13 protein-coding genes are annotated in these 14821 nt (G+C 68.0%); 6 read left to right on the top strand and 7 right to left on the bottom strand.

Features of this window, described 5'->3' with window-relative positions:
• Positions 1-49 precede the first annotated feature (49 nt).
• Complete coding sequence (locus EV643_RS28030; RefSeq protein WP_133803152.1) at positions 50-640, bottom strand: hypothetical protein; 591 nt, start codon at positions 638-640, stop codon at positions 50-52.
• Positions 641-664: 24 nt separating this feature from the next.
• On the opposite strand from EV643_RS28030, the gene EV643_RS28025 reads away from it, so the two are divergent.
• A complete protein-coding gene (locus tag EV643_RS28025) occupies positions 665-1411 on the top strand; it encodes a DUF5995 family protein (RefSeq protein ID WP_133803151.1) in 747 nt (248 codons plus the stop codon).
• Positions 1412-1419: 8 nt separating this feature from the next.
• Here EV643_RS28025 and EV643_RS28020 read toward each other — a convergent pair whose 3' ends face one another.
• Positions 1420-2124 (bottom strand): M50 family metallopeptidase, encoded by a 705-nt coding sequence (locus EV643_RS28020; RefSeq protein WP_133803150.1) that lies wholly within the window; start codon positions 2122-2124, stop codon positions 1420-1422.
• A 39-nt stretch (positions 2125-2163) separates the two neighbouring features.
• On the bottom strand, positions 2164-2802 hold the full coding sequence (locus tag EV643_RS28015) for an SGNH/GDSL hydrolase family protein (protein ID WP_133803149.1): 639 nt from the start codon (positions 2800-2802) through the stop codon (positions 2164-2166).
• 102 nt (positions 2803-2904) lie between these two features.
• Between EV643_RS28015 and EV643_RS28010 the strand changes: the two genes are divergently transcribed.
• Positions 2905-4899, top strand: a complete 1995-nt coding sequence (locus tag EV643_RS28010) for a S41 family peptidase (RefSeq protein WP_133803148.1) — start codon at positions 2905-2907, stop codon at positions 4897-4899.
• A gap of 287 nt (positions 4900-5186) precedes the next feature.
• Entirely contained in the window at positions 5187-6035 is an 849-nt protein-coding gene (locus EV643_RS28005; protein ID WP_133803147.1) for a phosphatase PAP2 family protein, read from the top strand.
• Here EV643_RS28005 and EV643_RS28000 read toward each other — a convergent pair.
• On the bottom strand, positions 5978-8197 hold the full coding sequence (locus tag EV643_RS28000; protein ID WP_238165850.1) for a bifunctional SulP family inorganic anion transporter/carbonic anhydrase: 2220 nt from the start codon (positions 8195-8197) through the stop codon (positions 5978-5980). The genes EV643_RS28005 and EV643_RS28000 overlap by 58 nt on opposite strands.
• Before the next feature lie 268 nt (positions 8198-8465).
• On the opposite strand from EV643_RS28000, the gene EV643_RS27995 reads away from it, so the two are divergent.
• Positions 8466-9239: an SDR family NAD(P)-dependent oxidoreductase gene (locus tag EV643_RS27995; protein WP_133803146.1), complete on the top strand. Its 774-nt coding sequence runs from the start codon at positions 8466-8468 to the stop codon at positions 9237-9239.
• A 48-nt stretch (positions 9240-9287) separates the two neighbouring features.
• Here EV643_RS27995 and EV643_RS27990 read toward each other — a convergent pair whose 3' ends face one another.
• The 3 genes from EV643_RS27990 to EV643_RS27980 form a co-directional block, all read right to left on the bottom strand.
• Positions 9288-10043: a DUF427 domain-containing protein gene (locus tag EV643_RS27990; RefSeq protein ID WP_133803145.1), complete on the bottom strand. Its 756-nt coding sequence runs from the start codon at positions 10041-10043 to the stop codon at positions 9288-9290.
• 101 nt (positions 10044-10144) lie between these two features.
• Complete coding sequence (locus EV643_RS27985; protein WP_255513048.1) at positions 10145-10960, bottom strand: fibronectin type III domain-containing protein; 816 nt, start codon at positions 10958-10960, stop codon at positions 10145-10147.
• 63 nt (positions 10961-11023) lie between these two features.
• Positions 11024-12046, bottom strand: a complete 1023-nt coding sequence (locus tag EV643_RS27980; protein ID WP_133803143.1) for a saccharopine dehydrogenase family protein — start codon at positions 12044-12046, stop codon at positions 11024-11026.
• Between the two features lie 70 nt (positions 12047-12116).
• On the opposite strand from EV643_RS27980, the gene EV643_RS27975 reads away from it, so the two are divergent.
• Positions 12117-13070 (top strand): GlxA family transcriptional regulator, encoded by a 954-nt coding sequence (locus EV643_RS27975; RefSeq protein WP_133803142.1) that lies wholly within the window; start codon positions 12117-12119, stop codon positions 13068-13070.
• A gap of 154 nt (positions 13071-13224) precedes the next feature.
• Positions 13225-14733 (top strand): lysyl oxidase family protein, encoded by a 1509-nt coding sequence (locus EV643_RS27970; RefSeq protein ID WP_238165848.1) that lies wholly within the window; start codon positions 13225-13227, stop codon positions 14731-14733.
• The last annotated feature ends 88 nt before the right edge of the window (positions 14734-14821 follow it).

Here is a 14821-nt window from a genome sequence, read left to right as displayed (position 1 = left end):
AGAACAAGGAGCTCTACCTCGACCCGGTCTCGGGTCAGCTCGTGAAGCACTAACGTTCGACAGCGATGCGGAGAGCGGCGTACGACGCGACCAGCGCGCGCCGCTCCTCCGCCAGCAGCGGGTCGTCGCGATCACACCCTGCCCGTACCCAGCGGTCGGACAGGTCCATCGCCTCGATCCGCTTGCGTGCTGCCGGGCGGACCGCCTCCCGGTCGGCGTCGTACACGTAGGCGTAGAGGTCGAGCAGGGCCGTCTCGAGCTGTTCCTCGGTGACATCCTCCTCGTGCTGGTGCGCCCGGTGAACTCGCCACCACTCGACCTCCAGGCGAGCAGCCCGCGCCGGGTCGAGGATCAGGCCGCCGGACAGTACGACGAGCTCGTAGAATCGGCGCATGTACGCACAGGCGGCGTCCGGCTGGTTGTCCGGGTAGGGCGCCCACAGCTGGTTGGCGCGCAGTATGTACCACGCTCCGACCAGTGTCCGATGCGGCGGCATCCCGAATCCGGCGGAGACCATACCGACCGCGGCGACGAGGAAGTCCCGCCAATCGTGCCGGTAGTAGGCGGCCCAGGCGTCCGTCTCCCGGTTGCCGACGACGACCGGGTCGAAGGACAGTGGTCCTGACCTGGTGGTACGCATGATCCCTCCCGCTGAGGAGATCCAATGAACGATGGTAGTCCGGTGGCCGACGTCGTCGCGCGGATGCGGCAGCGGCTGGACGACCTGCCGCCTGAGCTCGACCACCGCCGGATCTTCCTCGGCACCTACCTGCGGACGACGCAGGCGGTCGGCGACGCTATCGATCAGGCCCGCTTCGAGGACCCGGCGTGGGTCGAGCAGTGGGACGTGGAGTTCGCCGAGCTCTACCTGCGGGCTCATGATGCCGACCTCGAGGGAGGTACGCCGTCCCGCCCGTGGCGATTGTCCTTCGACGCGCCGCCGGACGTACCTGCACTCAGGCATGTACTGCTCGGCATCAATGCGCACGTGAATTACGACCTGCCGCAAGCGCTGCTCGCCGTGGTCAGCGACGACGACTTCGCCGACCCGTTCCTGATGGATCGCCGTCGCCGCGATCACGAGCGGATCGACGGCGTACTGGCCGAGCGGGTCGGTGCCGAGGACGACGAACTCGCCGTGTCGGGCCCGCGCAACCTGCTCGACACCGTCCTGACCCCGCTCAACCGCCTGTCCTCCCAGCGGTTCCTCCGTGAGGCCCGGCAGAAGGTCTGGCACAACACCGTCGAACTGCAAAAGGCCCGCATGGACGGCCCGGTCGTCTATGCGAAACGCTTGGCAGAGCTGGAGCTGCTGAGCGCCGCGAAGATCGCCGACCTGCTCCGGCCGGGCCAAGTCCTGCTCCGTCTCGCGGTCACCGGTTTCGGCGTGACGCTGCCGCCACCGGCGTAGTGCCCGCACTAGCTCGACAGCACGCCTGACCACACGACGCCGAGCGCGAGGCAGGCGAGGGTGACGAGACCGAAGACGCCGACCCAGAGCAGAGCCGGTACGCTGGTCAGCCGCCGAAGCTGATCCGCGTCGGAACTCCGGCCGGCTCCACCTCGTCGGGACGACTGCAATTCGACGACGGCCCGCGGTGCGGCCAGCAACAGGAACCAGGTGAGCAGATACGCGAACGCCGACTGCACCGCCGCCGAACCCCACCAGGACACCACGAACACGATGGTGCCGAAGGCAACCACCGACCAGAGACCGAAGAGGTTCCTGATCTGGAGCAACAGGATCAGCAGGGCGACGAGCAGTCCCCAGAGCAGCGCAACGGCGTACCCCTGACCGAGTACGACGGCCGCACCGAGCCCGAACAACGCCGGCCCCGGATACCCCGCGAGCAACACCGCGATCATCCCGAAACCTGTCGGCTTCCCACGCGACACCGTGACGCCGGACGTGTCCGAGTGCAGCCGGATCCCAGCCAGCTGCCGCCCCGCCAGTAACGCGATCAGCCCGTGCGCGCCCTCGTGCGCGATCGTCACGACCTGCCGGGTATGCCGCCAGGCCGGCCGCCACGCGATCAGCAGGAATGCGATCGCGGCCGTCGCCACGACGACCTTCCACGACGGATCCGGCTGCGCGGTGGTGATGCTGTCCCAGACTTCGTTCACCTCGACATCCTTGCAGGCCGGTGGTTGACCGGCGCCGGTCTACCGCCCCTCGGCCAGGTCTTCGCAGATCTCCCACGCGGCCTGGCGAAGCAGCGCGGCCGTGTCCGCGTCGAGGCCCTTCACCGGGATGTCCAGGCCGACCGGGTTCTCATCGAGCAAGGCGATGAGGAACACGCACGCGGCGAGGTAGCTGCCGGCCAGAGCGGGATGACTGTTGTCGGCGTCGTGCAGAAGCGGGTGCTCGTACTTGCCGAGGAAGCGCTCCCACACAATGCCGACCGGAACGAGCGTGGCGCCGATCTCGGCAGCTATGCCCGCGTACGCCGTGGTGAGCGCCTGCTGCGTCTCGGGCGCATTCCGTCGAGCCCACGTCAGGTACAACGCGGTCCGGGCCCCAGCGGCGTCGATCGCGGCATGAAAATCCCGCACGCTGTCGTGCATCCGCCCGGGATTCTTCACGGGCAACGTGCTCTGCTCCTGCAGGACGACGGTGTCATAACCGCCGTCGCCAAGAGCCGCGAGCGCCGTCCCCGCGTTGAGGTGCTGCCGAAGCGACGCACCACCCGCCGAGATCAGCCGGTGCTCGACGTCGACACCTCGCTCCTTCGCGAGCCGAGCGAGCAGCCCCGGCAAGTTGTTCCGCGAGGTAAAGCTGTTGCCTATGAAGAGAATCCGCACCCGACGACAGTACTAGTGCCGTACGTCGTTGACTTCGGCTGACGAGGGCGGGACGGTGGGGTGACTGCGGCCCAGGGGAGGGGCTGCCTTTAGGGGGATGGCATGGCGCAGGCACGTAAGACCGTTGCATCGAGGACCGGCAAGACCCTGCCACGTAAGGCGAAGAGCGCGTCGGCCAAGAAGGCCACAGAAGCCAAGAAGGCCGAACAGGCGGCGGCCGTACCGTTGTCGCAGTTCCTCGAGTCCGCTGGCACGCTGACACTCAACCAGCGGAAAGTCCTGGTAGATCAGGCGCTCCTACTGCTCGAACAGAACTATGTGCACCTGCCGCTGAAGGCCGCGATGCATGCCGTCAATCCGCTGCAGCGGCTCCGGGTGTTGCGTGCGCGGATGGAGCGGCAGACCGCGGACTCGATGGAGGACGAGTGGCTCTTTCATCGGCAGATGTCGGCGATCTTCCATTCGGTGCGGGATCTGCATACGAACTACCTGCTGCCGGTGCCGTTCGCGGGGAAGATCGCGTTCCTGCCGTTCATGATCGAGAAGTGCCATGACGCCGGCGCCGACCAGTACCTGATCACGCAGATCGTCACCGGGTACTCCGCCCCGCAGTTCGGGCTCGGCGTCGAGGTGACGCACTGGAACGGTACGCCGATCGCGCGGGCCGTCGCGCTCAACGGTGCCGCGTTCGCGGGCAGCAACGAAGCCGCCAACCTCGCCCGCGGACTCGAATCGCTCACGCTCCGGCCGTTGGTGATCCAGTCGCCGCCGGACGAGGACTGGGTGACGTTGACCTACCAGGGTCTCGACGGAACGGTCCAGGAGCTGCGTGAACAGTGGAAGGTGACGACCAACCTCCCGCCGATGACGGACCTGGACGCGATCACCGAGGTGTCCGCGTCGATGGGGCTCGACCTCGATGCCGACGAGAAGGCGCGAGCCAAGAAGGTGCTGTACGTCCGCGATGTCGTCGAGCTGGAAGGCGGTGAGAGTTCGGCGGCTCTCGACGCGCCCGTCGCGGTGGGTGCGGCCGACCTGCCGACGACGATGCCCGGCGTCTTCCGGGCGCGCCAGGTCAGTACGTCGTCCGGGACGTTCGGGCACCTGCGGATCTTCACGTTCAGCGTGACCAACCCGATCGCGTTCCGGGACGAGTTCGTTCGCCTGACCGGCCTGTTGCCGGAAGAGGGCCTGATCGTCGACGTACGCGACAACGGCGGCGGGCACATCTACGCGAGCGAGTTCACCCTGCAGACGATGACGCCGCGGCACATCTCACCGGAGCCGGTGCAGTTCATCAGCACGCCGCTCAACCTGCGGATCTGCCGTCGGCACAAGGACAACCCGGCCGGCATCGACCTCAGCCCGTGGCTCGAGTCGCTCGAGCTGGCGACCGAGACCGGTGCCGCGTACTCCGCGGCGAAGCCGATCACACCGGCGGACGGCGCGAACGCGATCGGGCAGACGTACTACGGACCGGTCGTGCTGATCACCGATGCAAGGTGCTACTCGGCGACGGACATCTTCGCGGCCGGATTCGCGGACCACCAGATCGGCACGATCCTCGGCGTCGACGACAACACCGGGGCCGGCGGCGCGAACGTCTGGACCCACGGACTCCTGGCCACCCTGCTCAACGAACCACCCCCGCCCGACCAGACCTCGCCGTACGAGGCACTCCCGAACGGCGCCAACCTGCGCGTCTCGATCCGCCGTACCCTCCGCGTCGGCGACCTTTCCGGCACCCCGGTCGAGGACCTCGGCGTCAAACCGGATGTCCTGCATCGGATGACCCGCGACGACCTCCTGTCCGGCAACGTGGACCTCCTCAACGCCGCGGGTGCCCTGCTCGCCGCGAAGCCCCAACGCCGGCTCGACGTGTCCACCTCGTTGTCCGGTACGACGCTGACGGTCGAGCTGGACGTGGACGGTATGGATCGGGTCGACCTCTACCTCGACGACCGCCCGATCAGCTCGGAAGACCTGGCCGGCGATCCGCTGACGATCGAGATCATCGACGTCAGTCCCGGCCAACTCCTCCGCGCCGACGGCTACTCGGCCGCCGAACTGGTCGCTTCGAGAAGGATCAGCGTCTGACGTCTCGCCGGCCGCCCAGCTCACCGCCGCCCGGCTCGGCCGCGCCCGCCCGCCGCCTGGTTCAGCCGGCGCTACGCCTTGATGTGATCTGCTTCATGTTCTTCGTAAATATCAGCAGATTGAGATAATTTGGAAGAGTGGGAATCCGGCCTCGATGCGGCGGGGATCACAGTGGAAAACGAATGATCGTTCTTGATTTCGGAGCAGGCCCGGAGTAACCCTGGAAGCTCCGCGAACGAGCGTTCGGTTTGCTTCCGGTGGGTGCGGGTTGGGGACGGAGGGGCGATATGGCGCAGGTGACTCTCGAGCCGGTGAACAGGCCGCTGGAGGACCTGCCGCCGCTCCGGACCCGGCGAACCAAACACCACCAACCCCGACCTACGGCGCGCCGCGTGATCCGCGAGATCCTATTGCTCGCGTTCCTCTTCGGGGTCTACAACCTCGGCCGGTACATCTCGGCCAAGCACACCGGTTCGGCCTTCGCGCATGCCGATGAGTTGATCCGGTTCGAGCACAGCATCGGGCTGCCGAGTGAGGCCGAGGTGCAAGGAGCCGCGTTCCGCACGCCCGGTCTGGTGCAGTGGGCCAACAGGTACTACGCGTTCGTGCACTTCCCGTTGACCGGGCTCGTCCTGATCTGGTTGCTGATCCGCCGGCCCGCGCAGTACGCGAACGCAAGGTGGGCGCTCGCAGCGCTGACTGGGCTGGCGTTGATCGGGCACACGCTGTTCCCGCTCGCGCCGCCGCGGATGATGCCGGGTTGGGTCGACACCGGCGTCATCTTCGGGCAGTCGGTCTACGGGCCGTCGACGGACAGCGGGGTGGCGAACCAGTTCGCGGCGATGCCGAGTCTGCACGTCGGTTGGGCGTTGATGATCGCGGTGTTCCTGATCCGGTACACGCGATCACGCTGGCGCTGGTTGTGGATTCTGCATCCGCTGATCACGTTCGCGGTGGTCGTGGTGACCGCGAACCATTACTGGCTGGACGGCCTGATCGCGATCTCGCTGGCGGTGCCGTTGCTGCTGGTCTTCGACAGCCGGCGGGTGCACCGGGACAGCACACCCGCCGGTGTCGGTCAGAGGTCGGCGCGGGTGGTGGCGGTCGCGAGCTCCTCGTCCGCGCGAACCAGGTAGGGCTCGCGGTCGAGGACCAGCCGGGCCGCGGCCGCGCCGATGTCGAACCACAGCCCGATCAGCTCGAGCCGGCCCGACTCCTCCGCCTCGCGAACACACCCGAAACTCCGCAGGTTCTCGAGTTGCAGCGCCACGTTCGCGACCGACAACTTGTCGGCCGGGGACAGGATCCCGCCGGTCGCCGGATCGACGATGTCGGGCAGCGCGACCGCACGCCGGATGGACGGTTCCAGGTGACGCAACCACGTGCGCAGACCCGACCCGTCATCGGCCACGCTCTCCAGTGCGGCATTGGTGGCGCCGCAATGGGAGTGACCGCAGACCACGATCGAGGCGACGCCCAGCGCTGACACGGCGTACTCCACCGCGGCGTCGACCGAGTTGCTGTTCGACCCGTACGGCGGGACGAGGTTGCCCACGTTCCGCACGCAGAACTGGTCGCCCGGTCCGGTCGTGGTGATCATGTTCGGCACGATCCGCGAGTCCGCGCAGGTGATGAACAACTGGGTCGGCCGCTGCCCGTCCGCCGCGAGTCTGGCCATCATCGGCCGGATCAGGTCGGCGCTGTCCTCGAACTCGCGGATCCCGGCCAGCATCGACACCCGCTGGTCCGGCGCAGGCACCACTTGTCCTTGCTGCCAAGGGGTCAGCCAGCCTGGCCGGGTAGTGTCGCCGTGCAGCGCCGCCCGAAACGCGGCCCGGTTGAGCTCGACCGTCCCGCCGCGCGCGAGGTGCCCGCGCCGCCAGTCCTCGATCGCCTCGAACGCCGCATGGTCCAAGTGGTCGACGTGGAGCTTCACCCGGACCGGAGCACCGACGGGGATCGCCCGCAACGTCCGCACCAGTGAGGCTACCCCGAGGAAGACCAGCGTGCCGCGGATTCGGACGATCCACACGCCGTCCTCCTCGGACGCGGTGACGGTGGCCCGGGCGAGCCGGTAGAGCACCCGGCCGATCGCGAGCACCAGACCGGCGAGCACTCCTTCGGCCAGACCGAGAACGGCGACGCCGGCCGCGGTCACGACGTACACGAGAAGTTCGTCATGGCGGCGGAGGGTGCGGATGTGTGCGAGCTGAACCAATCGCAACCCGGTCACCAGCAACACCCCGGCCAGAGCGGCCATCGGGATGAGCTCCAGCAGTGCGCCGGCCGCGAGCACGAAGGCGGCGATCCAGAGACCGTGCAGGATCGCGGACGCCCTGGTCCGCGCCCCCGCGGCGACGTTGGTCGAACTGCGCACGATCACGCCGGTGACGGGCATCCCACCGAGTGCGCCGGAGATCGCGTTCGCCGCGCCCTGACCGATCAGCTCGCGGTCGAGGTCGCTGCGCTTGCCGGGATGAAGCTTGTCCACGGCAACGGCCGACAGCAACGACTCGACGCTCGCGACCAGCGCGACGGTGAGCACCGCGGTCGCGATCTCGAGCGGTCCGCCGGCCGGGATCGCCGGGAACACCAGCTCGGCCAACGGGCTCCCGGGCAGGTTGACTCGGGTCACGTCGACCATGAACACGGCGGTCAGTGCGGTAACGGTGACGACGGCAACCAATGGCGCCGGAATCACCTTCACCCGGGGGATTCGCGGCCAGCCGAGCAGGATGAGGACGGTCAGTACGCCGACGCCGACCGAGCCGGCGTGATGCGCCACCAACTGCTCGGGCAGGCCGGCCAGATTGGCGAGCAGCGAGCTCTGCGCCCGTCCACCGAGAACGACGTGGAGCTGCTGCACGGCGATGGTGACGCCGATCCCCGCGAGCATGCCGTGCACGACCGCGGGGGAAAGTGAGAGGGCGAGCCGCCCGATCCGGGTGACGCCCAAGAGGATCTGCAACAGGCCGGCCGCGCAGGTGATGCCCGCGGTGGCGGCCCAGCCGTACTGACCGACCAGTCCGGCGACGACAACGGTGAGGCCGGCGGCGGGACCGCTGACCTGTAAGGGAGAGCCGCCGAATGCGCCGGCGACGACACCGCCGACGACGGCGGCGACGAGCCCGGCGATCAGCGGGGCTCCGGAGGCTGCGGCGATCCCGAGGGAGAGCGGGATCGCGATCAGGAAGACCACCAGCGAGGCCGGTAGGTCATGGCGAAGAACGGTCCGCCACAGAGGCGTGGCCAGCGGCGGTGGGTTGGGCGGGGAGTGGGGTGATGAAGAGGATGACATGGTCGGCACGGGTCCCTCCGGCGTCGGTGCTGACAGCAACTGAACGTCGAAACAAAGAGTGTCGATCTGGTTACTCATCGTACCCAGCCGATCAAGGCCGGCGAAGCGATGATTCGAATTCGTTGCCAACGGCTCCCATACCCACCAGTACGCCGCAATCGCTGCCGCAGCAGGCGAATCTCTTTCACTGTTCAGGGCGGCGAACACGGTGACACTCGCATCGGCATCGACCTATACGCTGGCATCCCCGACACGAGGAGTCACCGACGTGGATCTGCAACTGTCTGGCCGGACGGCCGTGGTCACCGGTGCGAGTAAGGGGATCGGGCTGGCCTGTGCCGAGGCGCTCGCCTGGGAGGGCGCGAAGGTGGTCGGCATCTCCCGCGATCCCGAGAACCTCGCCAAGGCTCAGCAGGAGCTCGCGGCCAAGGGGCTGAGCTTCGACGTGGTGGCCGTCGACCTCACCGACTCGGATGCGACCAAGGTTGCGTTCGAGCGGATCGGCGTACCGGACATCCTGATCAACTGTGCGGGCGCGGCCCGGCGGACACCGGTCGACGAACTGGACAGCAAGGCGTTGCACGCGGCGATGGAGGCGAAGTACTTCACCTACATGCACGCCACCGAGGCGGTCATCCGCGGGATGGCCGAGCGCGGCAGCGGCGCGATCGTGAACGTGGTCGGCCAGGGCGGACGCGCGGCGAACCCGCTGCACATCGGCGGCGGCGCGGCCAACGCGGCGCTGATGCTCGCGTCGGTCGGCTACGCCAAGGCGTACGCCGGTCAGGGTGTCCGGGTCAACGTGATCAACCCCGGCATGACCCGCACCGCCCGCGTCGACGAGGGCCTCAACGCGGCCGTCCGCGCGACCGGACGGCCGAAAGAGGAACTGCTGGAGGAGATGGTCGCCGAGATCCCGCTCGGCCGCGCCGGCGAACCGTCCGAGGTCGCCAACGTCGCCGTCTTCCTAGCCTCACCCCTCGCCAGCTACGTCACCGGCGCCGTCATCGTCATGGACGGCGGCGTCACCTCGGCCATCTGAGGTTCGGGATCGGCGAGCTCGCGGGCGTCCACGAGCGGGGCGCGGGAGTCACACCAGTTGGCCCGTGCTGAGGTCGGCGTCCGTGAACGGTGTGATGGGCCGGGCGAGCCGCTCGCCGTCTACGAATAGGTCGACCTTCTCGTTGAAGAAGGCGACGAGTCCGGCGATCGGCAGTAGCGGCGCGGTGGGGAAGTCGTAGGACCAGGCGAGATCGTGGTGGTCGCCGACGGACCAATAGGCGGTGGTCCGGCCCTTGTACGGGCATGCCGTGCGGGTGCCGCTCGGGGTCAGGTGCTCGAAGTTCACCTCGGTCCGCGGGAAGTAGTACCGCGGTGGGAGGCCGGTCTCGAAGACTATGACGGTGGATCGCGACTCGGCCAGCACCGTGCCGTCCAGTTCGACCTTGACGTGCCGCCCGGAGCGGATCGCGTCGCAACGAGCGTACGGGTTTCGGGGGTGGACGAAGACTTCCTCGTCCTCCTCGAACCAGCTGTCGAGTGCACTCCATTGGAACCGGACCCGGTCCTTCGCGATCCCCTCGTCGTACACCCAGGCCTTGCCCGATCCGGCGGTGTGCACCCGCGCGACGCCGTGATCGAACGTCTTGGTCTCACCGGTGTCGGTCAGTACGCCGTCCGCCACGTCCGCGACCGGGACGTAGTACTGCGGGTACGGCGGGATCTCCCACAGATAGATCGCGTCCATCGTGTCAAGGACGACGCGACCGTCGAGCGTTGCGCGGATACGGCGGGGGACCGGGGCCGTGCCGCCGGCGGGGACGATCGGTTCCGGGTAGTCGTTCATGGGTTCATCCTGCGTCATACCTCGCCAATACGGCAGACGTCGTGCGAGCGGCTCACGAATAGGGGCCGGCCTTCAGGGAGAGGCCGGCCCCGTATGTGGTGTCAGACTGTGATCCAGTCGATGTCGGCGATGTAGCCGGTCGGGTTGCTGACCTTGATCGAGTTGGCGCCGGCCGACAGCTTCATTGGCAGGTACGTGATCTGCGGCGTGCCCCAGTCGTTGTCGCCGAGGCCGTGGTAGTTCACCCAGTAGGTGTCGGCGTCGTTGACCGTGAGCATGCTCTGCCGGCTGGTGTCGCCGTCGGTGTAGGCGATCCGGACCAGGTAGGTGCCGGTCGCCGGGACGGTGATGTTGTTCAGCGTCACGGTCGCGTCGCCGCCGATGTTGCCGATCTTCGCGCCGCCGGAGCACAAGGTGCAGCCGGAGATCCCGGCGTTCCCGGTCAGCGTGCTGGTCGACGCCTCGGCCTCGTAACGGACCGGCCCGCCGCCTGACTTCGCGGTGAACATCGTGATCGGCGCGCTCACCTCGGATGATCGGCCGGTCGTCACCCCCTTCACCGTGAAGGTGTACTGCGTCTGCGGCTGCAGCCCTTGTACGACGACGTTCGTGGTCGCACTTGTCGCGACCTGCTGACCGTTCGCGAAGACCTTGTACGACGTGGCGCCGGTGCTCGGCTGCCAGGTCAGCGAGACCGTGGTACGGCTGACATCGGTCGCGGTCACGTCGGCCGGCTTGCTCGGTGAGGTCGCCTGGTTCGGGGTGATCTTGTAGAGCTTCGAACCGTGCGCGGGCAGTGCGGCCTGGACCTGGCCAGAGACGTTGCGAGTGTTCTGGGCGGCCCAGACGTCGCGCACCGTCGCCTGGCCGGGCCGTCCGGGTTGACGCCCGGGTAGGTGGTCGACTGCAGGCTCCAGCTGCTTCAGCCCAGGTACGGCTTCGCGGCGACCTGCGGGTACGTCGGCGGCACGGGTGGAACTTCAGGGCAGCTCGACGGTGAGTCCGTCGACGTCGAGCGACTGGAGGAACTTCGCGGCGTCGAACAACTCGCCGGGTGCGAACACCCCTGCGGCCGAAGGAGTTTCGAGCAACCGAGTGGTCGCCTCGACGACGAGTGGGGCGGTGACCGCGTAGATGTCCCGACCTCGCGCGACCGCCCGCCGCTCTTCGCCGCGCGACCGCGCCACCACCTCGATCAGGAAGGTTTGCGCGGACCGCCCGCTCGCGTCCGTGGCCGTCGGCGGTCTCGGGTCCGCGGCGAAGAGATCCTGGATCGCCGCGGTTGTCATGTAGGAGTGCAACGTCGTGGTCCGCAGGTGCCGGGGGATCGTCACGCTGTCGGCGGTGGTGAACTCGGCAGCCACCTGCTGAACGCCGACCGGGTTCGGGAAGGCCCAAGTGGTGACGGGCGCCGCGTCGTCGCGCAGTTGCAGCCGGCCGTCGGCGTACACGAGCCGGCGTCCGTCGCGGCGTCCCTTCGACACCACGCCCGACGCGCGGGTGCCGGCTGTTGGTCGCCAGCTGCTGAGTGCGTACGCGAGGTGGATCTCGTCGGCGGTCTCCCAGTCGCCCATTGCCGCAGTGGCGAGCAGGTCGCCGAAACCGCCGTAGAAGGCCATCGCCGGCAGGATCGCGATACCCGCCTCTCGCGCCGGTACGTCGTACTTGTGGTGGGTGTCGGCGACCGCCTCGACCTCGGCCGCGATGTCGACGTACGGGATGCCGGCTCGGAGTGCGGCGTCGATCACCGGGGCGGCGGTGTCGGCGAACGGTCCGGCGCAGTTGATCACCGCCGAGGCGCCGGCCAGCGCTCGGTCGAGGGACGCCGGGTCGTCGATGGTGGCCACTCGTACTTCGGTCGCCCCAGTGCCTGCAACGAGGGCTTCGAGTCGGGCGGCGTCGCGGCCGGACGCGATGACGGACCAGCCCCGGCGGTGGAGCTCTGCGACCACGAACTGCCAGGTGTGTCCGGTGGCGCCGAAGACTGTCACGGTCTGATTCATTCGGCAATCTTCGACCAGCCTAACTGCTCCGACGAGTGTCTGGAACGACATGATGCGTACACTTTCGGACATGCATCGGGTTGCCTTGGTTGTGACCGACGGGACGCCGCTTTTCGAGCTGGCCCCGCCGTGCGAGGTGTTCGGAATCGATCGCTCCGACCTCGGTGTGCCGTGGTACGACTTCGCGATCCACGGTTCGCCGGGGGCGCGGATCGGTGGGCTGTTCCGTGCCGACACCATCAGCAGTCTGGAGACGATCAGTACGGCGGACACGGTGATCGTTCCGGCCTGTCGTTCGGTCGACGAGCCGCCTCCGGGTGATCTTGTCGATGCGGTGCGGAGCGCGTACGACGCGGGTGCCCGGATCGCGTCACTGTGCACCGGGGCCTTCGTGCTCGCCGCGGCCGGCCTGCTCGACGGGCGGCGCGCGGCGACCCACTGGGCGCACGCGGACGAACTGGCCGAGTGGTATCCCTCCGTGAAGGTTGACGCGGACGTGCTCTACGTCGACGAGGGGCAGGTGCTGACCTCCGCAGGCAAGGCCGCGGCGATGGATCTGTGCCTGCACCTGGTCCGCACCGACCACGGCGCGGCCATCGCCAACGCCCTGGCCCGCCGCCTGGTCGTACCACCGCATCGCGCCGGTGGTCAGGCTCAGTTCGTGGCTGCTCCCGTGCCGGACGGCCGCGACCATCCGCTGGCGGAGCTGACGAGTTGGGCGCTGGCGCGACTTGGCCAGCCGTTGACCGTCGGCGACCTGGCCCGGCAGGTGAATGTCGGCCCCCGCCAGTTGACGCGGCTCTTCATCGCGGCGACCGGTACGACGCCCCTGCAGTGGTTGCTGGTGCAGCGGGTGTACCGCGCACAGGAACTGCTGGAGACCACCGACGACGGCATCGAGCGGATCGCGGCCGCGTGCGGGATGGGCACCGCGACGACCCTGCGGCGACATTTCAGTAAGACCGTGGGCGTGCCACCGGACAGCTATCGCCGGACCTTCCGGGCCGGCCGGATCAGCGCGTGATGCAACTGCGAAGGAACTGCAATAAACCTTCGGTGCGGTAGCCGGCGTCGTACTCCCTGTCAGGGCTCAGTGGTCCGTGTGAGGCGGATCAGGCCCGCAAGGGAGGGGTTCGATCATCAACGTTTCAAGGAGAAAAGGCCGTACTACGGTCGCTGTGGCGGGCGCTGTCGCACTGGTGGCCGTGGCCGCCGGGGCCGCGGCTGCCACGGCCGCGACGCAGTCCAAGCCGACGGCGACTCAGGCCGTCGACCCGCAGCTGAAGTTGGTTGCCGGGAGCACCGATATCACGCTGGACCGGGTCCCGGAGTACGGCGTCGATCTCGATCTCGGCACGCATCTGGTGGCGGGGAAGTCGCCGGTCGAGGTGCGCGCGACCCGCAAGTCGTACAACGACCCGGTGGTCGCGTACCAGGTTGTCAACGGCAAGAAGAAGGCATTGCCGGCCGGTGCCGTGATGAACTTCGCCGGGCTCAGCAAGTTCCTGCACGTCACCGTCACCGATGCAGCCGCGAAGAAGGTGCTGGACCGGGACCAGTCGGTCTGCCTGAACGGAGACGGGTCGCGGACGCGGCCGGACGCGCCGGACACGTCGCCGTACCCGGACGACTGCTCGGCCAACCCGTTCACGGTCGGCGCGGTCTGGGGGCTGCAGTCCTACTGGTCGGCGAACACCTTCGCCTATGACGCTCAGCCGGCCGACCTGCCGGTGGGCAAGTACAAGGTGAAGGTCAGCGTGAACAAGCTGTACAAGACCTTCTTCAAAATCCCGGCGTACGACTCCAGCGTGGCGCTGAACCTGACCGTCAAGGATGCCGAGGACTGCGGCGGCGGGCACGGTGAGGGCTGCCGTACGGCGAAGGCCGGAACGCTCGAGGTGAAGACGCTGAAGGCACCCGAGGCCGAAAAGTCGGTCGCGTTCAAGCCGAACGCGACCCGCCCGACCGGCAAGGCGAGTGTGCCGAAGGGGCCGAAGCCGGACCTGCGATCGCTGCCGGCCTGGCAGATCACCGTCGGCCCGGGCGAGGAGGGTACGCCGAACGAGAAGCGCGACTTCCTGCAGTTCTCCGCGAACGTCTGGAACGCGGGTCCGTCCACGCTGGTCCTCGACGGCTTCCGCCGGCAGGGCGAGGACCTGATGGACGCGTACCAGTACTTCTACGACGAGAAGGGCAAGCAGGTCGGGTACCAGAAGACCGGCACGATGGAGTGGGACGCGCGCGACGGTCACACGCACTGGCACTTCACCGACTTCGCCCGCTACAGCCTGCTGAACGCGAAGCAGACCGAGGTGGTCCGCAGCCAGAAGGAGGCGTTCTGCCTGGCCGCGACGGACTCGATCGACTACACGGTGAAGAACGCGAACTGGCACCCGCAGAACACCGACCTGCACACCGCCTGTGGCAACCACGGTTCGCTGTCGGTACGCGAGGTACTGGATGTCGGTTCGGGTGACACCTACATCCAGTCCCTGCCCGGCCAGTCCTTCGACGTGACGGACCTGCCGAACGGCACGTACTACGTGGAGGTCGTCGCCAACCCGGAGAAGCGGCTGTTCGAGACCAGCACCACGAACAACAAGTCGCTCCGCAAGATCATCCTCGGCGGTACCCCGCACCACCGGACCGTCCAGGTCCCCCCGGTCGGCCTGATCGACGCGCCGTAGGCAGGGCAGGAAAGCGGGGGTTCGGACAAGAAGTGGGGACCTCGGACAGGAAAATACGGTGTCCGAGGTCCCCGGAGGGTGTTCAAGG

Source organism: Kribbella caucasensis (assembly GCF_004361855.1).
GTDB lineage: Bacteria > Actinomycetota > Actinomycetes > Propionibacteriales > Kribbellaceae > Kribbella > Kribbella caucasensis.
This window is presented reverse-complemented; position numbering and strand designations above follow the sequence as displayed.